At 64.5% G+C, this 21,222-nt stretch carries 20 protein-coding genes; 16 read left to right on the forward strand and 4 right to left on the reverse strand.

The genetic code is table 11. The features are described 5' to 3' along the window. Positions 1-178 precede the first annotated feature (178 nt). Both KUV45_RS00855 and fliE read right to left on the reverse strand, forming a co-directional pair. Positions 179-1,867 carry a methyl-accepting chemotaxis protein gene (locus tag KUV45_RS00855; RefSeq protein WP_222162376.1) on the reverse strand — a complete coding sequence of 563 codons (1,689 nt, stop codon included), beginning with the start codon at positions 1,865-1,867 and terminating at the stop codon, positions 179-181. A gap of 185 nt (positions 1,868-2,052) precedes the next feature. Beyond that, the gene (gene fliE, locus KUV45_RS00860; protein WP_206943677.1) at positions 2,053-2,388 is read right to left on the reverse strand and encodes a flagellar hook-basal body complex protein FliE; all 336 of its coding nucleotides are present in this window, start codon (positions 2,386-2,388) and stop codon (positions 2,053-2,055) included. A gap of 251 nt (positions 2,389-2,639) precedes the next feature. Between fliE and fliF the strand changes: the two genes are divergently transcribed. The 16 genes from fliF (at position 2,640) to KUV45_RS00940 (ending at position 18,867) form a co-directional block, all read left to right on the forward strand. After that, complete coding sequence (gene fliF / locus KUV45_RS00865; RefSeq protein WP_222162375.1) at positions 2,640-4,373, forward strand: flagellar basal-body MS-ring/collar protein FliF; 1,734 nt, start codon at positions 2,640-2,642, stop codon at positions 4,371-4,373. Beyond that, the gene (gene fliG, locus KUV45_RS00870; RefSeq protein ID WP_222162374.1) at positions 4,366-5,370 is read left to right on the forward strand and encodes a flagellar motor switch protein FliG; all 1,005 of its coding nucleotides are present in this window, start codon (positions 4,366-4,368) and stop codon (positions 5,368-5,370) included. The genes fliF and fliG overlap by 8 nt, the downstream gene beginning before the upstream one ends. 36 nt (positions 5,371-5,406) lie before the next feature. Further along, complete coding sequence (fliH, locus tag KUV45_RS00875) at positions 5,407-6,132, forward strand: flagellar assembly protein FliH (RefSeq protein ID WP_222162373.1); 726 nt, start codon at positions 5,407-5,409, stop codon at positions 6,130-6,132. Next, positions 6,129-7,529: a flagellar protein export ATPase FliI gene (fliI, locus tag KUV45_RS00880; RefSeq protein ID WP_222162372.1), complete on the forward strand. Its 1,401-nt coding sequence runs from the start codon at positions 6,129-6,131 to the stop codon at positions 7,527-7,529. Before fliH ends, fliI begins: the two co-directional genes overlap by 4 nt. Continuing rightward, positions 7,526-7,978: a flagellar export protein FliJ gene (fliJ, locus tag KUV45_RS00885; RefSeq protein ID WP_206943671.1), complete on the forward strand. Its 453-nt coding sequence runs from the start codon at positions 7,526-7,528 to the stop codon at positions 7,976-7,978. The genes fliI and fliJ overlap by 4 nt, the downstream gene beginning before the upstream one ends. A gap of 16 nt (positions 7,979-7,994) precedes the next feature. Continuing rightward, the gene (locus tag KUV45_RS00890; protein WP_222162371.1) at positions 7,995-9,422 is read left to right on the forward strand and encodes a flagellar hook-length control protein FliK; all 1,428 of its coding nucleotides are present in this window, start codon (positions 7,995-7,997) and stop codon (positions 9,420-9,422) included. Between the two features lie 215 nt (positions 9,423-9,637). Then, entirely contained in the window at positions 9,638-10,138 is a 501-nt protein-coding gene (fliL, locus tag KUV45_RS00895; protein ID WP_222162370.1) for a flagellar basal body-associated protein FliL, read from the forward strand. Between the two features lie 9 nt (positions 10,139-10,147). Further along, positions 10,148-11,194, forward strand: coding sequence for a flagellar motor switch protein FliM (gene fliM, locus KUV45_RS00900; RefSeq protein WP_222162369.1), 1,047 nt, complete (start codon positions 10,148-10,150; stop codon positions 11,192-11,194). After that, entirely contained in the window at positions 11,187-11,690 is a 504-nt protein-coding gene (gene fliN / locus KUV45_RS00905) for a flagellar motor switch protein FliN (RefSeq protein WP_222162368.1), read from the forward strand. The genes fliM and fliN overlap by 8 nt, the downstream gene beginning before the upstream one ends. Next, positions 11,687-12,094 carry a flagellar biosynthetic protein FliO gene (fliO, locus tag KUV45_RS00910; protein WP_222162367.1) on the forward strand — a complete coding sequence of 136 codons (408 nt, stop codon included), beginning with the start codon at positions 11,687-11,689 and terminating at the stop codon, positions 12,092-12,094. The genes fliN and fliO overlap by 4 nt, the downstream gene beginning before the upstream one ends. After that, positions 12,094-12,942, forward strand: a complete 849-nt coding sequence (gene fliP / locus KUV45_RS00915; protein WP_308126688.1) for a flagellar type III secretion system pore protein FliP — start codon at positions 12,094-12,096, stop codon at positions 12,940-12,942. The genes fliO and fliP overlap by 1 nt, the downstream gene beginning before the upstream one ends. Before the next feature lie 34 nt (positions 12,943-12,976). Next, a complete protein-coding gene (fliQ, locus tag KUV45_RS00920; protein WP_206943660.1) occupies positions 12,977-13,246 on the forward strand; it encodes a flagellar biosynthesis protein FliQ in 270 nt (89 codons plus the stop codon). 86 nt (positions 13,247-13,332) lie between these two features. After that, entirely contained in the window at positions 13,333-14,127 is a 795-nt protein-coding gene (gene fliR, locus KUV45_RS00925) for a flagellar biosynthetic protein FliR (RefSeq protein WP_222162366.1), read from the forward strand. Between the two features lie 137 nt (positions 14,128-14,264). Continuing rightward, entirely contained in the window at positions 14,265-16,292 is a 2,028-nt protein-coding gene (locus tag KUV45_RS00930) for a capsular polysaccharide biosynthesis protein (protein ID WP_222162365.1), read from the forward strand. Positions 16,293-16,303: 11 nt separating this feature from the next. Continuing rightward, positions 16,304-17,077 (forward strand): SDR family oxidoreductase, encoded by a 774-nt coding sequence (locus tag KUV45_RS00935; RefSeq protein ID WP_222162364.1) that lies wholly within the window; start codon positions 16,304-16,306, stop codon positions 17,075-17,077. A 515-nt stretch (positions 17,078-17,592) separates the two neighbouring features. Then, entirely contained in the window at positions 17,593-18,867 is a 1,275-nt protein-coding gene (locus KUV45_RS00940) for an autotransporter outer membrane beta-barrel domain-containing protein (RefSeq protein WP_222162363.1), read from the forward strand. A gap of 20 nt (positions 18,868-18,887) precedes the next feature. Here KUV45_RS00940 and cysQ read toward each other — a convergent pair whose 3' ends face one another. Next, on the reverse strand, positions 18,888-19,733 hold the full coding sequence (gene cysQ, locus KUV45_RS00945) for a 3'(2'),5'-bisphosphate nucleotidase CysQ (RefSeq protein WP_224851939.1): 846 nt from the start codon (positions 19,731-19,733) through the stop codon (positions 18,888-18,890). A gap of 182 nt (positions 19,734-19,915) precedes the next feature. Further along, the gene (locus tag KUV45_RS00950) at positions 19,916-21,214 is read right to left on the reverse strand and encodes an arsenic transporter (protein ID WP_222162362.1); all 1,299 of its coding nucleotides are present in this window, start codon (positions 21,212-21,214) and stop codon (positions 19,916-19,918) included. Between the last annotated feature and the right edge of the window lie 8 nt (positions 21,215-21,222).

Below are 21,222 nucleotides of genomic sequence, written 5' to 3' on the forward strand. Positions count from 1 at the left end.
AAAAAGCTCTATCGGCGATTTCACACTCACCTTTAATCAACGCAGGTAAGGTCTATTGACGGCCTAGCAGGCCGGTTCATCACGACCCCCTTGAGTATTCTCCCTTAGAAGACGGCCCCTTGGAGCACGCCCCCCCGGAGCATGCCCCCTTGAGGCCGTTCCTGTGCCAGCACCCAGATCATGCACTTCCAATGCCCTGAGGCTTGAGAGCTTGCCGGCGCTTGAACAGCGGCAGCCACCGGCGTTGTGTTCTTGCCGCTGACGTCGGCGGGGCCAGGGAGGAAGGATCATCGTCGAGATGCGTGCAGGTTTCCGGAAGGCGCATGTGCGCATTGGCCTCGGTCAACGCGACAGCCGTCTGCGTCAGGCGCTCGGCCTCTTGCCTGGAGCGCCGTACCATTTCGGCATTGCGTTGGGTCACGCTGTCGATGTCGGCCATGGCCTGGTTGAGCTGATCCAGGCCCTGATGCTGCTCGCCAGCCGCCTGTTCGAGTTCCACCATGCGTGCCCCCAGCTCGACGATGGCACCCGCAATGCCTTGAATGGACGCATCGGCGTCACGGGACTGCCGGGCGCCGACTGCCACACTGGCACTGGACGCCCCGGTCAGATCACGAATTTCGCCCGCAGCCTCCGCACTGCGCGCCGCCAGACTGCGCACCTCTGCCGCCACCACGGCAAATCCACGACCGTGCTCCCCGGCTCGAGCGGCCTCGACCGACGCATTGAGGGCCAGCAGGTTGGTCTGGAAGGCAATATCATCGATCAGCTTGACCATCGCCTGAACCTGGTCCGCGTGACGCTGAATCTCGGCCATGGCCGTTGCCACCGCGGCAACTCCTTCACTGCCGCTGGCAGCACGCTGCCCCACGTCATCGGCCAGGCGATTGGCCTCACCGAGATGGGCCACCGTCTGCGCCACGGTCGTCGTCAACTGCTCCAGGCTGGCGACCGTCTGCTCCAGGGCCGCAGCCTGCTGCTGGGTGCGACGGGACAGCTCACGGCCATCATCCTGCATGCGTTCAGCGTTGTGGCGGAGGCTGTCGCTGGTCTCGCGCATGTCACGCACGCTCTTCACCAAGGCCAGACGCAGTGACTCAACGCCTTGGTACAACTGCCCTACCTCGTTGTTGCCCCGGTCTGGCAGTGGCCGCTCGAGCTGCCCCTGAGCCAAAGCCTCAAAGTGGCGCAGCAACGCCTTGAGCGGCTGAAGAACGTGACGTCTCACGCCAAAGGCCAGCAACACAGACACCAGCAGTGACAGCCCCAGCGTCGCGGCCAGCGCCATGTTCATGCTGTCCGCCAGGTGGCGAAAGCCCGCTGCGAGCCGGGCCTCCTGGGCCAGCGCCTCGGCCGAAAAGGCCTCCACACCCTCCACGAAATCGTGGCTCATGGCCGTCAGGCGGGACTGCCCCGCATCGTAGCCCCCCAGGTCGCCCTCCTTGAGCAGCATCAATTGCAGCTCAAGGCCGGTACCGACCAGCGAGCGAAAGTGCTGTTCCAGCGTTGACCTGTTGCTCGACAGGGCCTCACTGGCGTCCGACGCCATAAAATCGTCAAAGGCCAGCTTGGCATCCGTCAGCAGCGCCTCGGCCGCTTCGATGACCGGCCCCGGACGATCGAAGGAAGGGACCCGCGTCAGCCGCGCCGCCCGGTCCATCTCTACGCGTGAGCGAAAGACCTGGGTCTGAGCCAGGTTGAGCAGCCGAAATTGCTCGACATGATCCTCTCGCATCGTGTCGAAGGCTTCACGGCCTTGTTGGTTGGCATACAGGCCAAGCCCACCAAGGCCCACCATAAGGAAAAAGAACAGCGCCAGCACCAGCAGACCGCCGGTGCGGATGGAAAGAAAGCGAAGAGGCGTCATCGGAGCAAGGTTCCCTGGTTGTCCCGTTTCTTGAGCGAAGGGGTGCGGCAGGAATACCAGCTATTGATGACAAGACTGTGTCGAAACGGGACTCGGCGCCCAAGGTAATGGCATACGGCTCACGCACAGCCTGCCTCGCGCCCAGGCGCCTCTCGGGCTGGGGATAGGGCTGGTAAGAGGCCAGCCTAGACTTGCATGTTCATGACGTCCCGATAGGCCGATACCAGGCGGTTGCGCACCTGCTGGCCCATCTGGAAAGCCACGCTGGCCTTCTGCATGTCGACCATCACATCGTTGAGCTCGACGCCCGGAACGCCAGCCTGAAAGGCCTTGGCCTGGGTGTCGGCCGTCTCCTTCAACTCATTGATGCGCTGTATCGAGGACTTGAGTGCATCGGCGAAGCCGCCGTCGGCTTCGGCCCCATCGCGCACGCCTGGAGGCTGTGACGCAGAAACCTGACCGGCATCACGGGCCATGGTGGCCATCTGGGCCAGAGCCGATTGCATCGCGGGTGTCGACATGTGAAGTCCTGGTGCTCGTTAGTCTGCAGGGAGTTCCCCGATCGTCGCAGGCAAGCCTACCAAGTCTTGCGTCCTGCTCATCGCCGTAAATGGCCGACAAAACATGGGCTATTTCAATCATTGGCTCGACCAGGCCTCGCGATAATAGGCATCAACACAGAACCGGGCATCGCCCGCGGCCACTCGACCAACGGACCACCGGTCATGCCAATGACTCGACTTTACACGTCTCTTCCGCACAGGAATCGTCCATGAGCGCCACGGCAGACGCCAAAGCCACCAGCGCGGGCCCCCTGTCCGGACTGACGTCAAGACTGGGTGGCAAGCCCTTGATTCCGCTGCTGCTGGCAGGGGCAGCTTCGATCGCGCTCATCGTCGCCCTGGTGCTGTGGGCCTCACGCCCGCAGTATCGCGTGCTGTTCAGCAACCTCAGCGAAGCCGACGGTGGTGCCATCATCACCGAGCTCGACAGTCGCGGCGTACCCTATCGTTTCTCCGCCGGCGGCCACGCCCTGCTGGTGCCGGACGATCAACTGCACACCCTGCGCCTGCAGCTGGCCGAACAAGGCCTGCCCCACGGCGGCAACGTAGGCCTTGAGCTGATGCAGGACCAGGCCTTCGGTATCAGTCAATTCGCTGAGCAGATCAACTACCAGCGAGGCCTCGAGGGTGAGCTCGCTCGCTCCATTGCCTCGCTGGGCCCGGTCGCCGATGCCAGGGTACATCTGGCGCTGCCCAAGGATTCGGTGTTCGTGCGCGAACGCCAGCCGGCCAAGGCCTCGGTGGTGCTGACCCTCGAGCCCGGCAGGCGAGTCGGAGAAGGCCAGGTGGCCGCCATGGTCCACCTGGTGTCATCCAGCGTGCCCGACCTGGCCGGTGAAGACGTGACGGTGATCGACCAGAACGGTCGTCTGTTGTCGGCGGCCAGCCACAGCGGGCTAGGGCTCGACGGCACCCAGCTCGACTACATCGCCGAGGTCGAGCGTTCCTACCAGCGACGGATCGAGGACATCCTGGCGCCACTGGTGGGCCCTGCCAATGTGCACGCGCAGATCACCGCTCAGGTCGACTTCTCCAAGCGTGAAGAGACCCAAGAGCGCTACGGCCCCAATCAGCCCCCTAACCAGGCCGCCGTGCGCAGTCACCAGTCAAGCCTGGACATCAATGGCCAGGGCGATCTGGCCAGCGGCATCCCGGGTGCCCTGAGCAACAGCGCCCCGACCACCGCCGCGTCGCCGATTGACAACGGAGAGACCGACCCGGCGGCCGCCGAGCAGCCGGGGAACGCCCAGGACACCGCCGGCGACGAACAGGCCAGCGCCCAGCGAGTTCGCCGCGATGACGTCACCAACTACGAGGTCGACCGCCAGGTCTCCCACGTACAGCACCAGCGTGGAGGCATCGAGCGCCTCTCCGCCGCGGTGGTCATCAACTATCAGGATGGCGTCGACGACGCCGGCGAAGCCACCCGCACGCCCCTCTCCGACACCCAGCTGGCCGAGGTCGAGACCCTGGTGCGCCAGGCCATGGGCTACTCCGAGGAGCGCGGCGACGCCTTGTCCGTGGTCAACCGTCCGTTTACCCAGCCGGATGCGCTGGTCGAGCCGACCTGGTGGAAGGACCCCATGGTCCACCAGCTGGCCAAGGAGATAGGTCGTTACCTGCTGATCTTGCTGGCTGCACTGCTGCTGTACCTGCTGGTCCTGCGCCCGCTGATTCGCCGCTATACGGAAACCCCGCCAGCGCCTGCGATGCCCAGTGCCTTCTCGGCCCGGGTCGGCGACGAAGAGACCGAAGGCGAGCACAAGGCTGATGGCGACAGCGAGTCAGGCGAAGACGAGGCGGCCACGTACAGCCGGGACAACCGACGCAAGCGCAAGGCCAATGCCTACGAACAGAATCTCAATGACCTGCGGGAAATGGCTCAGGAAGACCCACGTCTGGTCGCCATGATCGTGCGCAGCTGGATGAACGCCAATGACTAGCATCGAAACCTCGAGCGGCATTCGACGCAGCGCCGTGCTGTTGCTTGCCCTGGATGAAGATAGCGCTGCAGAGGTATTCAAGTACCTGAATGCCAAAGAGATCCAGCAGATATCGCGGGAGATGGCCCAGCTCGGCCAGATCTCCCACGAAGAGATGCGACGGGTCCTGCATGACTTCCACACCGAGACCGAGGAGTTCATCGGTCTCAACATGAATTCCAGCGAACACATCCGCTCGGTGCTGACCAAGGCACTAGGCAGCGAGCGCGCCTCGAGCCTGATCGAAGACGTGCTGGAAACCGCCGGCACCAGCAGCGGCATCGATGCCCTCAACCTGATGGAACCAGCCACCGTGGCCGAGCTGATCCGCGACGAGCATCCGCAGATCATCGCCACCGTGCTGGTGCACCTGGAGCGCCATCAGGCCGCCGATGTGCTCGAACTGTTCGACGAAAAGCAGCGCAACGATGTGGTGCTGCGGATCGCCACCTTCAGCGGCGTTCAGCCAGCAGCGCTGCAGGAACTCACCGAAGTGCTGACCAGCATGCTCGACGGGCAGAACCTCAAACGCAGCAAGATGGGTGGCGTACGGACCGCGGCAGAGATCCTCAATCTGATGAATACCACCCAGGAAGAGGCCGCCATCGACACGGTGCGCTCCCACAGCGAGGACCTGGCCCAGAAGATCATCGACGAGATGTTCCTGTTCGAGAACATCGGCGACCTCGACGATCGCAGCATCCAGCTGCTGCTCAAGGAAATCGAGACCAACAGTCTGGTCATCGCCCTCAAGGGCGCTCCGGAAACCCTCAAGGCCAAGTTCCTGGTCAACATGTCCCAACGTGCCGCCGACCTGCTGCAGGAAGACATGGATGCCCGCGGCCCGATTCGGGTCTCCCAGGTGGAAGCCGAACAGAAGGTCATCCTGCAGGTGGTGCGCCGCCTCGCCGACAACGGCGAAATTGTGCTCAGTGGAGGGGACGAAGCCTATGTCTAGGGGCGTGCACAAGACGCATGACAAGGGGGCGCGGGCATGAGCCATTGGCGTCGCTGGAACATGGGAGCCCTGCCCGAAGATGCAGACGAGGCGCCCGCGCCTGACGCACCGACGCGCAATGAGCTGGCTGCCGAGCGCCAGCGTGCGCGCGACGCAGGTCACCGTGAAGGCCATGCCCAGGGTCACCAGCAAGGCTTCGACGCAGGCCATGCCAAGGGCTATCAGCAGGGCCTGGAGCAAGGTCTTGCCGCCGGGCGTGCCCAGGCCGAGCAGGAAATCGCCGCCGCGATCGACAGCCGTAGCGAGGAAGCGCTGGCTCCCTTGGCACAGCTGGTCGAAGACTTCCAGGCGGCGCTGATGCAGCTCGATGATGCCGTGGCGGAACAGCTGACCGACCTGGCCCTGGCCACCGGTCGACAGCTGGCAGGCGAGGCATTGAAGGCACGCCCTCGCCAGGTCGTCGAGCTGGTGCAACAGCTGCTGCATACCGACCCGCCGCTGGTAGGCCGCCAACGCCTATGGCTGCATCCGTTGGACCTGCGACTGGTTGAGCGCCACCTGGGAGAGCAGCTGGAGACCGCCGGCTGGACGCTCCGCGTCGACGAACGTCTGCATCGGGGCGGCTGTCGCGTCAGCGGCGACCAGGGCGATATCGACGCCACCTGGGAGCGCCGCTGGCAGGCCGTCACCGCCCAGGTCCGCCGCCGCGCCCCCCGCGAGACGGACGACGACAGCACTAGCGGCGAGGACAGCGCCCCATGAACTCACCTCAGGCCCATCATCAGCACTGGCAGCGCGTGCTTCAGGCCGTCACCCAACGGGTTGACGGCCTGCCCGCTACGCGAGCCACCGGACGTGTCATTCGCGCCACCGGCATGGTGATCGAAGTGGTGGGTCTGCAGGTAGCGCTGGGTGACAGCTGTCGCATTGAACTCCCCGGTGAAGGCCCACGCCAACCAGACGGTAGCCAGGCCAGCCAGTACGCCGAGGCGGAGGTGGTAGGCTTTGCCGGCGAGCGTCTGTTTCTGATGCCGCTGGGAGAGATCAGTGGCCTGATGCCTGGCGCCCGCGTCTTGCCTCTGGGTGAGGGTGGCGCCAATGCCTCGCGCCGCTTTCCATTGGGCGACAGTCTGCTGGGTCGCGTTGTCGACGGCACCGGCGCCCCCCTCGACGGGCTCGGCGAGCTCGACGACGCTCCCCGCGCACCGCTGGCCACCCCTCCGCTCAACCCCTTGTCGCGGGCCCCGATCGACGAACAGATCGACGTCGGCATCCGCGCCATCAACGCGCTGCTCAGCGTAGGCCGCGGTCAACGCATGGGGCTGTTCGCTGGCTCGGGCGTGGGCAAGTCGGTACTGCTCGGGATGATGGCTCGCTATACCCAGGCCGATGTCATCGTGGTGGGTCTGATCGGGGAGCGTGGCCGCGAAGTACAGGACTTCATCGACAACATCCTCGGCCCCGAAGGACGCCGTCGTGCGGTGGTAGTCGCGGCCCCGGCAGATACTTCACCCCTTCAGCGACTCAAGGGGGCCGCCTACGCCACCCGCCTGGCCGAAGGTTTTCGTGACGACGGCAAGAACGTGCTGCTGATCATGGATTCGCTCACCCGCTACGCCATGGCCCAGCGCGAAATCGCCCTGGCCATCGGCGAGCCCCCGGCCACCAAGGGCTATCCGCCCTCGGTCTTCGCCAAGCTGCCGAGCCTGGTCGAGCGCGCGGGCAACGCAGCGCCCGGCGGAGGCTCCATCACCGCTTTCTATACCGTACTCACTGAAGGCGACGACCAGCAGGACCCGATCGCCGACTCGGCGCGGGCCATACTCGACGGCCACGTGGTGCTGTCGCGAGGCCTGGCCGAGGCCGGCCACTATCCCGCCATCGATATCGAAGCCTCGATCAGCCGTGCCATGAACGCCATCGTCGACGACGGCCAGCGCCGCCAGGCACAGGGCTTCAAGGCCATGTTTTCACGCTATCAGCGCAACCGCGACCTGATCAGCGTCGGCGCCTACCAGCCGGGTCACGACCCGCGTCTTGACGATGCCGTGCGCCGCTACCCTGATCTGGAAGCCTTTCTGCAACAGCGAATCGACGAATGCGCCAGCTTGGAGGCCTCGCGTCAGGCGCTCTCGTCCACTCTGGGAGGAGCAGCATGAGCACCCCACTGGATACCCTGATCGAGCTGGCCCGGGATGCCCGAGACCAGGCCCTGCAGCATCTGGCCAGCGCCCGCCGCGACGAGCGCCAGGTGGCCGACCAGCTGACTTCGCTGGAGCACTACCGGCAGGAATATGCCGAGCGCCTGCACCAGGACATGCGTCGTGGCATCGATCCGGCCACGCTGCATAACACCCAGCGCTTCCTGATGTCACTGGATGACGCCCTGGCCAGGGCACGCGGCGCGCTCCAGCGGGAGCGTGACAAGGTCACCAGCAGCCAGCAGGAATGGCAGCAAGAACAACAGCGCCTGAGCGCCTACGACACCCTGGCACAACGCCGTGCACAGCAAGGCTTGCGTCATCAGGCCCGCCAGGAACAGCGCGTCAGCGATGACCTGATCAACAGCCGCCTGCAGCGTGGCAACGCCATTCCCGGCGGTTACTGAGCGATAAGGATATCCCATGGACCTGACTCTGCTGGGCCTCGCCGGCCCGTCCACGACCAACGTCGCACAGGCCTCGTCAGCAACGGATGGCCAAGCCTCCTCCGGCGGCGACTTCGCCGAGCACCTGGCCGCGGTGGCCGGGCTGGCTTCCTCGACGACGCAGCCTGGCGTGCAGGGGTCCCACAATGGCGACCGCGGGGGCAGCGCAGCCTCGCAGGACGGCGATCAGAACATGGCTGGTGAACTCGTCACGGCCCATCATCCTGATGCCGCGCTGCCTGGTCTCAGCATGGCCCCCATCGCTATCCACGGCGAAGGGATGCCGGCAAGCGGTGAGCTTGCCATGGCCATCGCCCGCGCATCGGCGATCCAGGCGCACACGGTGACAGCCAGTACTGGCCAGGGCGCTGGTCTCGCCCGTGCCGATGTCACCAGCGCGGCCCAGCTCACCGCAGGTCAGGCCAGCCTAGGTTCTCATGCCGCCGGTCCGCTCATCCCCACTCTGGCGGGCCCTTCTCTGGCCAGCGCGGCCCAGGGCGCGGGGGCGATGCCATCACTGGCAGGGGGCACTGCGTCAACACAACTGGACGCTGTCACGGTGCCTCAGGCGTCAAGTGAAGGCGCGATGGGCGGGGTGGTGAGCGGCGCGTCGGACCGCGCAACGAACCGCGCGATGGCCACCTCCGTCGATCCTCTCGCCCTGCATCTGACGCCTCGCGGCGAGCATCCGACCCAGGCGACTACCAGCGCGGCCCAGCCGTCATCGCCGCTCGCGTCAGCGCCGTCAGCGCCGGTCTCCGACGCCGCTCAGCCGCCAGCGCCAACGACCCTGGCCAGCGGCATGTTGCAGGGTGCCAGCGAGGCTGCCGATCAGCCTCGTAGCGAAAGCTCGCTTGAGGCTCGTGCAGCCACCGATGGCCTGGCAGCTCCGGCATCCTTGAACAGCCGCGGCGCGGCCCCCCTGGCGGCATCAGCGCTTCCCGCCAGCGCCGCAGCACTGTCCCTCAACCACAACGCCTGGCCTCAGCAGCTCGGCCACACCCTGGCGCGTCTTTCCAGCCAGGCCGGCGATGCTGAACAGAAGATCGAACTGCGCTTGCATCCTGCTGAGCTGGGGTCCCTGGGCGTCACTCTCAAGCTCGGCGAACATGGCGCCCAGGCGCAGTTCTTCTCGGCCCATGCTCAGGTCAGGCAGACCCTGGAGCAGGCCATCCCACAGCTGCGCGAAGCGCTGGCGGAGCAGGGTATCCAGCTCGGTGACGCCTCGGTCAGCGACCAGGGCACGCATCCGGGCTCCCAGGGCAACGCCCAGGACAACGCCGCTGGCGGGGGCCAGGCCGCACTGGCCGGCGCTCCCTCCACAGACACAGGCCTCCAGGAGGCCACTTCCCAGCAGGCGCCGTCACTGCCCCTCGGCGAGGGGCGTGTCGATCTCTATGCGTAACGCTGTCGAGGCCTAGAGCATCGGCAAAAGAGTGCTCTGGTGAACTAGAGCGCTGGTGGAATCGCGCCTCGATGAAACAATATCCCAAGATAAGCACGAACTTGGTGCCTGTTCTTGCCATCGACACGCACCCTCAAACGGCATACTGAGGGTGCGGCACATCCGCGTGTACCCATATTTCCCGTACAGGGACAACAGGCTCAGGACTTCAGGACATGGCGAAATCTCGACGGCTCATCTGGTTGCTGGTGATCCTGGTCATCCTGGCATCCTTCGGGGCTGCAGCCGGCTTCTACCTGCTCTACCAGGAGAAGGCCAAGACGTCCGCTCACGCCAGTCTCGAAGATGCCATCGGCGACACTCTGGTGGATGCCAGCACCCCGGCACACCCTGCGGTGGCGCCCATCTATCTCAAGCTGGAGCCCTTCACCGTCAACCTGGCAGATGAGGACGATATTCCGCGTCTTCTGTATGCCGGCATGACGCTTCAACTGACCGATGAGCAGAGCCTGGAAACCCTGGAGCAGCACCGCCCCCAGGTGCGTAACAAGCTGCTGCTGTTGCTGTCGGACCGGGAAGCCGAGAGTCTGGTGACGGCGTCAGGCAAGCGCGCCCTGGCCAGCGACATCGTCACGACCCTGAAGGACGTGCTCGGCCCCGATCGCGCCCGCATTGGTATCGACGACGTGCTGTTCACCGAGTTCATCGTCCAATAGGTCGCGATCATGTCTCAAGACGATCTCCTGTCTCAGGAAGAAATCGACGCCCTGCTCAAGGGTGTCAGCGGTGACGATGACACCGATGGCGAGGAAAGCGCGCCCCGGGGCCGCCTGCGCCCCTTTGATCCAGCCAACCAGCAGCGCATCATCCGTGAGCGGCTGCAGGCGCTGGACATCATCAATGAGCGCTTCGCTCGTCACTTTCGTACCGGCATGTTCAACCTGCTCAGGCGTAGCGCGGATATCACCGTGGATGCCGTTCGCTATCTGAGCTACAGCGAATTCTCACGCAACGTTCCGGTGCCCACCAACATCAACATCATCGCCATGAAGCCACTCAAAGGCTCGGCGCTGATCGTGTTCCCCCCCAGTCTGGTGTTCATGGTGGTGGACAACCTGTTTGGTGGAGACGGACGTTTCGTCACCAAGTCCGAAGGGCGTGAGTTCACCAATACCGAGCAGCGCATTATCCAGCGGGTCCTCAACCTCGCCATCGAGGGCTACAGCGAAGCCTGGAAGTCGGTCTATCCGCTGGATATCAGCTACCTGCGCTCGGAAATGCAGTCCAAGTTCGCCAACATCACCAACTCGCCCAACGAGATCGTGGTCAGCACCAGTTTCCACCTTGAAGTCGGCAGCCTGTCGTCCACCTTCCAGGTGTGCATGCCTTACAGCATGATCGAACCGCTGAAGGACCTGCTGACCAACCCCCTCAGCGAAAGCAGTCGTGACAAAGACGGCGCCTTTCATCGCCGCATGGCCGGTGAGCTGCGCCACCCTGAGGTCGAGCTGGTCGCCAACTTTGCCACGGTCGACTCACGAATCGCCGACGTGATGGCGCTTTCCGTCGGCGACATTCTGCCGCTGGACCTGCCCGACACGGTGACCGCTCAGGTTGACGGCGTGCCGGTGATGGAGTGCGAGTACGGTAGCCAGCGCGAGCAGCGCGCACTGCGCGTCCTGCGAATGTTCGATCACGCCGCCGGGCATCCCTCCGGCAATGCTTTCGTCAAAGGCACACGGCCTCCTTCCAAGGAATCAGAGCATGACTGACCCCAATAAGCCCGAAGACCAGGTCGGCGACGATGACTGGGCTGCCGCCATGTCCGAACAACAGGACAACGACGCCACCACGCCCGAGGACGATCCCTGGGCAGAGGCCATGGCGGAACAGCAGGCCGCCGACCCCAACGATGACACGGCTACGGCCGCCGACAGCCCCACCCCCAAGGCCGCCGGAGACAGCGTGTTCCGGCCACTGGGTGACAGCAGCAGCGCCAGCGGCACCCGTGATCTCGACATGATCATGGATATCCCGGTCAAGCTGACCGTGGAGCTCGGCCGCACGCGCCTGACCATCAAGCAGCTGCTGGAACTGGCCCAGGGGTCGGTGGTGGAACTCGAAGGCCTGGCCGGTGAGCCGATGGACATCCTGATCAACGGCTATCTGATCGCCCAGGGTGAGGTCGTCGTGGTCGAGGATCGCTACGGCATTCGCATCACCGAGATCATCACCCCCTCCGAGCGGGTACAGAAGCTCAACCGATGAACGAGACGACCACCAGCGCAGCGATCGACGGTCTGGCCCAGGGCGGTGACGGCCTGCTGGGCCTGGCGATGCTGGGCAAGACGGCAGCTGCCCTGGCCCTGATCATCGCCATCCTGTTCGGACTCTCGGCCTTGATCAAACGGCGCAGCGGAGGCCTGCATGGCCAGCCAGGCAGACTCAAGATCATCGGCAGCACCGCCGTGGGCCAGCGTGAGCGTGTCGTGGTCGTGCAGGTCCAGGATCGCTGGCTGGTGCTCGGCGTCGGCGCAGGCCGGGTCAATCGCCTCGACAGCCTGCCAGCGCCCGAGGAGCCAGAACTGCCGGCATCGTCCGCTGCAGCGGACAGCTTCGGCGAGCGCTTCGCACAGGCCCTCAAGACCAACCTCGGACAGCGACCGCGTTGATGGGTATGGCGATGATCGACAGCCTGCTGCCCCACCCCTCCGGCCGCCCTGCCGCGGGTTATTTCTGGCAGCCTCTGACTCGACGGTCACTGGCGCGACGACTGACACCGCTGCTGGCCGTGGTGCTGGTGCTGGCCTTTAGCGGTCTAGCCGCCACGCCGGCGGTGGCGCAGCAGATCCCTGGCGTGATCAGCGAGCCCTTGGCCGACGGCGGCCAGAAATGGTCGCTGTCGGTGCAAACGCTGCTGTTGCTCAGCGCGATGGCGTTTCTGCCGACCGCGCTGCTGATGATGACCAGCTTCACCCGCATCATCATCGTGTTGAGCCTGCTGCGCACCGCCATGGGCACCGCGTCCACGCCTCCCAATCAGGTCTTGCTGGGGCTGGCGCTGTTTCTGACCGCCTTCATCATGTCGCCGGTGCTCAGTGACGTCTATCAGGATGCCTGGCTGCCACTGACCACTGATGCCATCGACTTCGGCCAGTTCATCGACATTGCCCAGCAGCCCTTCCGCGAGTTCATGCTCGGCCAGACCCGGGAGCCGGACCTGGCGATGTTTGCACGACTGTCTGACGTCGGCCCCATGGCAGGCCCCGAGGACGTGCCCCTGCAGGTCCTGGTGCCGGCCTTCGTCACCAGCGAGCTGAAGACCGCCTTTCAGATCGGCTTCACCATCTTCATCCCGTTCTTGATCATCGACCTGGTCGTGGCCAGCGTACTGATGTCACTGGGGATGATGATGGTGCCGCCGGTGACGATCTCACTGCCGTTCAAGCTGATGCTGTTTGTGCTGGTGGACGGCTGGCAGTTGATCATCGGCTCCATGGCCGAAAGCTTCTACCTCTAGCACGCGCCAGCCACATCGCTCTAAGGAGATCCCCATGCACCCCGAGACCGTCATGAGCCTGGCCTATCAAGGAATGCGCGTGACCCTGCTGCTGGGTGCGCCGCTGCTGCTGACCGCCCTGCTCACCGGTCTGCTGGTCAGCCTGTTCCAGGCGGCGACCCAGATCAACGAGATGACGCTGTCGTTTATCCCCAAGATCCTGGCGGTGTTTGCCGTGCTGGTACTGGCGGGCCCCTGGCTGCTGGAACTGATCATCACCTTCACCCGGGAGCTGTTCAGCAATATCCCGGCCCTCGTGTCCTGACATAGCGTCAGTCAGCGGAACATGGCAAGTGGCCGAATAGCAGGGAGCGCTGTGAAGATCATGACCACCGGAAACACTCGACTCCCATGGTAGAGGTCACCTTCGACCAGCTACACGCCTGGCTCAGCCTCTTCCTATGGCCCATGATGCGCATCACTGCGTTGATGCTGAGCGCTCCCCTGTGGGGCCACAGCGCAGTGCCGACCCAGGCCAAGATTGGCCTGGCGGGCGCCATCGCCATCCTGATCAGCCCCATGCTACCCCCATTGCCCGATATTCCGATTGCCTCCTGGGCCGGCCTTGGGCTGGTGGTGGAGCAGCTGGTCATCGGGGTCGCCATGGGGCTGTGCATCAGGGTGCTGCTGGTCGTGGTGCAGGCCACCGGTGAATTCATCGGCCTGCAGATGGGCCTGGCCTTCGCCACCTTCTTCGATCCGTCCAGTGGCACCAACATGGTGGTGGTCTCGCGCTATCTCTACATGATCACCCTGCTGATGTTTCTGGCCATCAACGGCCACTTGATCGTGCTGGAGCTGCTGATCACCAGCTTCGAAACGCTGCCGATCGGCATCCAACGCTTCAATCCAGATGCTTTCATCATGCTGGCGCGCTACGGTGGCACCATCTTCGCCACCGGCCTGCTGCTGGCTCTGCCGTTGGTCGCCCCCCTTCTGACCATCAACCTGGCGTTGGGCATCCTCAACCGGGCGGCTCCCCAATTGACGGTGTTCAACATCGGCTTTCCCACCTCCCTCACCGTTGGACTGGCGCTGTTGATGGTGCTGATGACCGACCTGGGCCGCTTCCTGCAGCACCACTTCCATCAGGGTCTGAACGTTCTGCAGTCGCTGCTCGAGACGCTGGCCCCGCTGTCGAGCTGAGCCCTCACGATGCCTTCACCCTCTCTGCTGGCTGCGGCATAAAGCGCCGCCCTTATGCCCTTATCACCCTGATAGCATTAGCGACTGCTGCTCGACGGCAGCATCCTGAACACTCGTCCAAGGGGTAGAGGTCACTCATGCGTTCGCCACAGCTTCGTGACGCCACGTCGCCAACAGGCTGTGCGCTGACTGCCACCACCGCCCTGGCCCGGCTGCCGGCGCTGGCTCCCTGCCTGCCGGAGTTTTCTGATATCGTCCCCTGGCCACGCCGCCGCGGCTGTCGCGCGGACGCCGTGGTGGGTTGGGGGCAGCGCCCCACCACCGCCAGGGCCAGGCAGTGGGCGCTACGCCACCAGTTGCCGTTCATTGCGCTCGAGGAAGGCTTCCTGCGTTCCTGGGGGCCTGCGGCAGAGGGATATGCCAGTCACTCACTGGTGGTCGATCACAGCGGCATCTACTACGACGCCTCGGCCCCCTCCGACCTGGAATCCCTGATCGAGCATGGCCGTATTTCACCCGAGGACGAGCTTCGCGCCAGCGGTTTGATCGCGCGCCTGCGCCACTCCCGCCTGTCCAAGGTCAACCACGCCCCGGACATACCGTTACCGGCGAGCCCTCGGCCACGTGTACTGGTGGTCGACCAGACCCGGGACGACGCCTCGATCGTCGGTGGCCTGGCCGACCGTCAATGTTTTCAACAGATGCTCGACCATGCACTGACCCGTCATCCCGATGCCGACATCCTGGTCAAGGTGCATCCCGAGGTCATCGCCGGGCGACGCCAGGGCCATCTGGAACACGCGGGCCGCCACCCTCGCTGCCAACTGCTGGCAGATGACATCAACCCCTGGGCGCTGTTCGATGCGGTGCAGGCCGTTCACGTCGTGACCAGCCAGCTTGGCTTCGAGGCCCTGCTGGCGGGGCTCCCCGTCACCTGCCACGGCCTCCCGTTCTACGCGGGATGGGGCCTGACCACTGACCACCTCCGCTGTCCTCGGCGTCACCGTCGAGCCTCGCTGCCGCGTCTGTTTGCCGCCGCTTACCTGCATTACAGCCGCTACGCCAACCCCTATACCGGCGCCCCTTCCACCCTGGAGGACACCCTGGATCTGCTGGAAGACCAGCAACGTCAGATCGACGTCGGCAGGGGGCATTGGCGGTGCCACGGCCTGTCACGCTGGAAGCAGCGGTTCGTCGCGGATTTTCTGGGGCCCAAGGCGTGTGTAAGTCATCACTCACAAGGACGCTTCGAGCCATCACCGATGGCCACCTTCACGGAGCGGCAGCTGCTATGGGGAAGCCAGGTACCAGCAGCGACAGGGGTATCACGCATGGAAGATGGCTTTCTACGCTCCGTGGGGCTGGGCATCGACCTGGTCAGGCCGCTGTCGCTGGTCATCGATCGCTGTGGCATTCACTACGATCCTGGCCGCCCCAGCGAGCTGGAACGGCTGATCGCCCACGGCCAGTTCAGCCGCCGCGAACTCGCGCGGGCGGCCCGGCTGATCCAGCAGCTGCGACAGCTCAAGCTGAGCAAGTACAACCCTCACCACGAGCCTTCCCGCCTGCCTGAACTGCCAGGTGATCGACCGCTGCTACTGGTGGTGGGCCAGGTGGAAAGCGATGCCTCGGTGCGCCTGGGCGCCGGGCGAATCCGAACCAATGCGCAGCTTCTCAGGGAAGTCCGACGGTCGAGGCCTGACGCCTTCATTGTCTATCGTCCCCACCCGGATGTGATGGCGGGTGTGCGGCAAGGAGCGCAGGTGCCCTCGGACGACTGGGACAGGTTGGTCGCCGACGTCGATATCACGTCCCTGATCGACAGGGTCGATGAGGTCCATACCATGACCTCCCTGACCGGCTTTGAAGCGCTGATTCGTGCGCGCCGGGTGGTCACCTATGGCATGCCGTTCTATGCGGGTTGGGGGCTGACCCAGGACCACGCACCGGCACCCGATCGTCGTGGCCGCAAGATCAGCCTCGAGCAGCTGGTGGTGGCCGCGTTGATTCGCTACCCCCGCTACGTCGACCCATGCAGTCGTCAACTCATCAACGTCGAAACCGCCGTCCAGCTGTTGGCATCGGCGCGCCAGAACCAGCAGGAACTCACCCTGTTTCAGCGCCTCTACCGCCTGACCCGACGCTACCTGCATGGACCCTACTGAGGACTTGCGAGATGACCGAGCCCCTTCGGCTGATTCTCATCACCGGCGCCACCGGGGCCATCGGTGGCGCCCTGGCCGAGCACTACGCGGCGCCAGGCCAGCACCTGCTGCTACACGGCCGGCGGCAGGACGTCCTGAACACACTGGCCACACGCTGCCGCGCCAAGGGGGCCAAGGTAAGCCTGTCCAGCGTAACCCTGGAAGATGATCAGGCCCGTCGCGCCTGGCTGGACAGCCTCAGCGCGACGCCAGATCTCGTGATAATGGCAGCCGGCATGAACACCGGCATCCGCGACGCTCGGCTCGATGAATGCGCCGAGGCCGCTCGTCAGCTGATGGACATCAACCTGCGCGTGCCCATGGAAATGAGCCGCCAGCTCGCGACCGCCATGCGCCGCCGCGGTCACGGCCAGCTGGTCTTTGTCAGCTCCCTGGCCGCCTGGCATGGCCTGCCGGCCGTTCCCAGCTACAGCGCCAGCAAGGCGGCCATCAAGGCCTACGCCGAGGCGCTAAGGGCCCCCCTGGGCAGTGACGGCGTCGGGGTCACCCTGGTCATGCCCGGGTACGTGGCGTCCGACATGGCGCGTGCCATGCCCGGCCCCAAACCCTTTATGTGGAGCGCGGAGCGCGCTGCAAAACGCATCGCCAAGGCAGTGGATGCCAATCGCCCCCGAGTCAGCTTTCCACTGCCGCTGTGCCTGGCGACCCAAGGTCTGACGCTGCTACCACCAGCGTGGGCCCAGCGCCTGCTGCAGCTTTTTGGCTATGGGATATCGCGCAAGTAATCCTCTGGTCATGACCTGCACGGCGCCTCATCCTGACGAGCAACGGCTCTACCCTCGCTCACAGCGCCACGTTTTTTTCACAACACCCATTTCCCTTTCTACGCCCACGTCCTTCCCTACACCCACTTCCTTCCCTGCACCCACGTCCTTCCCTACACCCACTTCCTTCCCTGCACCCACGTCCTTCCCTGCTCCGGTCCCCTCACAAAGCCCCTGCTGACTCGCCCAGACAGCGATGGGTTTTTTTTCAGCAAACACCGACCAACACTGTGCTCTTAATTACCCTTCTCTGCTTTTTTGAGCACTTTTTCGCCATTCAAAAGATGAAATAGCAAAAAAATGCAATCCTAATTCCATTTAGGCACAGTATATACATTTAGTTACTTTCTAATGCCTGATACTGGATAACATCTCATCCAACATGCGCATTTTCAGCTAAGAATCGGATGAAAAGGCTGATGTATTTCCCTTAATCAGCCGCCCAAAAGGTGTTTCTATCCCGAAAAGGCATTTCCATGAAACCGACCCAACCCCACCACCCCTCCGTCGCCCCGGCACCCTCACTATTGGCTCGCTGCCTGTTGGTCCCCAGCCTGGCACTCGCCCTGATGCCTGCTACAGGGCTGGCCCAGACGCTTCCGACAACCGCGGCAGCAGGCACGCTCTACACGAGCTTCGAGGGCCGGCCCCTCACCTTGCAGCACCTCCAGCAAACGGCTCCTGGCAGCCCGGACAACCGTGTGACGGCGGTGCTCAATGGTCGTCCCATTGACCTCCTGCTACCCCCCGGCACACCGCTTGCCGCCGTGAACACCACCACGCCGATATCCCTGCGTGCTGACGATGGCACGCTGCTGTTCAGCGGAACGATGAGCGAGCTAGATCGCGACGAGACCCTGGCACTAGCGTCCCGCCTGGGCATTCTCGACATCGATCAGAGCCTGTACGGTGCCCTCAAACAAGCCTTGGCACGCCACTTCCAGCCCGTCACCCAGCGCATCGACGCGCATATGCAACCGCGCGCTCAGCAAGCTCTGACAGGTCCGGGCATCAGCGTCTGGACGACCAGCGAGGTCGGCGATCTGGACGGGGAAACAGACCACACAGGATATTCGGGAGATACCAAGGCGGTGCTGGCAGGGGTGGACTACCGCCAACGGAACTGGCTCGTCGGCCTCGCCGCTGGCCACAGCGATATCGAACTATATGGCGACCATGGCGGCCGCACCGACCTGGGAGGAGAGCTGGTCATGCCCTATGCGGCGGTGGCCCTGCTCGATGACCGTCTGGTGCTGGATGCCACCCTGCTGTACCAGGACCTGGATGGAGAGGCACATCGGGACTATCTGGCCGCCCCCATCGACGTGGATGGCCACCGCTGGGGAGGACGAGCCTCCGGCACCTACTATCTACCGCGCTATCACCGGGTCGACACAGGCCTTACCCTGGGCGGCGCCTATCTTGAGGACGACCTGGACGGCGATTACCTGGGGCAGCGCACTGACTATGGTGAGGAGACCGGTGAGGTCTTTGCTGGCGCCAAGTTGAGCACCCGCTTCAGCGCGGGACGGGTCTATGGCCACCTGTTCTATCACTACGACCTGTCCAGTGACGTGGACGACGACGCCGACCACCTGGACGGCAGCGATGACGACCGTTTCGTCCTGACCCTGGGGGCTGAACACCGCCTCGGCAAAGGCGTGGTCATGTCGTTGTCGGGACAGACCACGCTGGGCGCCAGCGACACTGAATATGACGTCATCAGCGCCTCACTGGCCTACACCTTCTGAAGCCGGCCGAACAGCGTGACTCAGTCCGCCAGTGCTGCGGCCAGTGCCTGTTCCCAACGCCGGTCACGCTGGCCGCAGACGACGAAAAACGGATTGAGCAGTGACTCGCCGCGATTGCAGCGCAGTGGCATCAACGTCTCGGCATCCAGCACCTCGCCTCCTGCGGCCGTGACCACGGCCTGGGCCGCGGCGGTGTCCCACTCGCAGGTAGGGGCCAGGCGGGGATAGAGGTCCGCCTTGCCCTCAGCCACCAGACACAGTTTCAGCGAGCTGCCCATGGACGTGCACTCGCTGGCGGGCAGGCCCGCACAGAAGGCCTCGAAGGCTTCAGCCCCATGGCGCCGGCTGCCGACCACCACCCACGGCGCTACCGCGGGGTCCGGCAAGTCACGCACTCGAATAGGCTGGCGCACGGGCGCCTTGCCGCTGGTGGCCTGCTCGGTACGCCAGGCGCCTTGCTGGCGATCACCGAACCAGGTCACCCCCAGTACCGGCGCGTGCACCACCCCGAGCACCGGTACACCGTGCTCGACCAGCGCCACATTGAGGGTGAACTCGCCGTTGCGATTGACGAACTCCTTGGTCCCATCCAACGGGTCCACCAGCCAGTAACAGTCCCAGCCCAGCCGCGTCTCGGTGGCAATCTCGCCGGACTCCTCGGACAGCACCGGCGTGCCGGGCGTCAGCTGTTCCAGCAGCGCCACCAGCGCGTGATGGGCCGCCAGGTCGGCCTCGGTCAGGGGACTGTTGTCATCCTTGTGCTCGACGTCGAAGTCACGCTGATAGATCTCGAGCACCAGGCGACCGGCGTCCTCGACACCCGCGACAAGGGCATCCTTGTGTTCACTGCTCAGACTTACGGGCACGGAAGGCTCCTCATGGGCCACCGCGACCAGGCGGCAGGCCAGCAATTCAGCGGGGAAGATCATCTTCCCCGAAGGTTCAGGCAACACAGCTTACCCTGGCCCATGCCGCGTTGCAGGCCCAGAGCCACTCAGCCGCCGATAGGTGAGCGGATGGGCACGGCTCAGAGGTTAGTGTGACCAGGTCACACCACCGGCAACCACAGCCATAGCGCCAGCAGTGCCGCCAGCAGCACGGGCGGGGTCATGACGATGCCGACCTTCATGTACTGCCCCCAGCTGATATGGGTGCCCTTGTCGGCCAGTACGTGCAGCCACAGCAGCGTCGCCAGGCTACCGATGGGGGTGAACTTGGGTCCGAGATCGTTGCCGATCACATTGGCGTAGACCATCAGCTCCCGGGTCAGATCGCTGACCTGGGCCTGGTCGATGGCCAGCGCTCCAACCAGGGTGGACGGCATGTTGTTCATGACCGACGCCAGCAGCGCCGACGCCAGGCCGGTCCCCAGGGTGGCTACCAGGGTGCCCTGTTCACCCAGCCAGGTCAGCAGGGCGCTGGCATCTGCCGTCAGCCAGGCATTGCCGAGCCCGTAGACCACCAAGTACATGCCCACGGAGAACAGCACGATCTGCCAGGGCGCTCCCTTGAACACCTTGGGCAGGGAGATCACGCTACGCCCACCCTGGACCCAGCGCCCCGCCAGCGCCACCAGGATCAGCGCGGCGGAACCGGTCACCACCGCCACCGGCACGCCCAGCGGTGCGGTGACAAAGAAGGCCACCAGCAGCGCCGTCAGCACCGGAAAAGCGGCGCGAAACACCAGCGGGTCGCGAATCGCCTGACGCGGCTCTTCCAGCAAGGCCACGTCGTACTGCCCAGGAATGTCGCGACGAAACATCCAGCCCAGTACCACCAGGGTGGCCGCCAGCGACACCAGGTCCACCGGCACCATCACCATGGCGTAACGATTGAAGGAAATGTCGAAGTAGTTGGCGCTGACAATGTTGACCAGGTTGGAGATGATCAACGGCAGGCTGGTGGAGTCGGCAACAAAGCCCGTGGCGATGATGAAGGCCAATGACGCCTGGGGAGAAAACTTGAGGCGGACCAGAATGGCCATGACGATGGGCGTCAGCAGAAGCGCCGCACCATCGTTGGCAAAGAAGGCCGCGATGACCGCCCCCAGCAAGATAATCAGCGGAAACAGGCGACGGCCGTTGCCACCGCCCCAACGGGCCACGTGCAAAGCCGCCCAGGCAAAGAACCCGGCCTCATCCAGGATCAGCGAGATCAGGATCAGGGCGACAAAGGTGAAGGTCGCGTCCCACACGATATCCCATACCACCAGCACATCGGGCAGGTCGACGACGCCAGCCACCAGGGCGACCAGCGCGCCGCCAAGGGCGCTGGTACCGATGCCGAGCCCCTTCGGCTGCCAGATCACCAGCACCAGGGTCACCACAAAAATAGCAAAGGCCAACATGCTCGACT

It is taken from the genome of Halomonas sp. DP3Y7-2 (assembly GCF_019800795.1).
Classification (GTDB): domain Bacteria; phylum Pseudomonadota; class Gammaproteobacteria; order Pseudomonadales; family Halomonadaceae; genus Halomonas; species Halomonas litopenaei_A.

Coding starts and splice junctions, on each gene's coding strand:
- KUV45_RS00935 (WP_222162364.1), top strand. CDS start 16,304: ATGACCGAGCCCCTTCGGCTGATTCTCATCACCGGCGCCACCGGGGCC.
- KUV45_RS00930 (WP_222162365.1), top strand. CDS start 14,265: ATGCGTTCGCCACAGCTTCGTGACGCCACGTCGCCAACAGGCTGTGCG.
- fliQ (WP_206943660.1), top strand. CDS start 12,977: ATGCACCCCGAGACCGTCATGAGCCTGGCCTATCAAGGAATGCGCGTG.
- fliG (WP_222162374.1), top strand. CDS start 4,366: ATGACTAGCATCGAAACCTCGAGCGGCATTCGACGCAGCGCCGTGCTG.
- fliR (WP_222162366.1), top strand. CDS start 13,333: ATGGTAGAGGTCACCTTCGACCAGCTACACGCCTGGCTCAGCCTCTTC.
- fliE (WP_206943677.1), bottom strand. CDS start 2,388: ATGTCGACACCCGCGATGCAATCGGCTCTGGCCCAGATGGCCACCATG.
- fliJ (WP_206943671.1), top strand. CDS start 7,526: ATGAGCACCCCACTGGATACCCTGATCGAGCTGGCCCGGGATGCCCGA.
- fliI (WP_222162372.1), top strand. CDS start 6,129: ATGAACTCACCTCAGGCCCATCATCAGCACTGGCAGCGCGTGCTTCAG.
- KUV45_RS00890 (WP_222162371.1), top strand. CDS start 7,995: ATGGACCTGACTCTGCTGGGCCTCGCCGGCCCGTCCACGACCAACGTC.
- fliL (WP_222162370.1), top strand. CDS start 9,638: ATGGCGAAATCTCGACGGCTCATCTGGTTGCTGGTGATCCTGGTCATC.
- KUV45_RS00940 (WP_222162363.1), top strand. CDS start 17,593: ATGAAACCGACCCAACCCCACCACCCCTCCGTCGCCCCGGCACCCTCA.
- fliN (WP_222162368.1), top strand. CDS start 11,187: ATGACTGACCCCAATAAGCCCGAAGACCAGGTCGGCGACGATGACTGG.
- fliH (WP_222162373.1), top strand. CDS start 5,407: ATGAGCCATTGGCGTCGCTGGAACATGGGAGCCCTGCCCGAAGATGCA.
- KUV45_RS00855 (WP_222162376.1), bottom strand. CDS start 1,867: ATGACGCCTCTTCGCTTTCTTTCCATCCGCACCGGCGGTCTGCTGGTG.
- fliF (WP_222162375.1), top strand. CDS start 2,640: ATGAGCGCCACGGCAGACGCCAAAGCCACCAGCGCGGGCCCCCTGTCC.
- KUV45_RS00950 (WP_222162362.1), bottom strand. CDS start 21,214: ATGTTGGCCTTTGCTATTTTTGTGGTGACCCTGGTGCTGGTGATCTGG.
- fliM (WP_222162369.1), top strand. CDS start 10,148: ATGTCTCAAGACGATCTCCTGTCTCAGGAAGAAATCGACGCCCTGCTC.
- fliO (WP_222162367.1), top strand. CDS start 11,687: ATGAACGAGACGACCACCAGCGCAGCGATCGACGGTCTGGCCCAGGGC.
- fliP (WP_308126688.1), top strand. CDS start 12,094: ATGGGTATGGCGATGATCGACAGCCTGCTGCCCCACCCCTCCGGCCGC.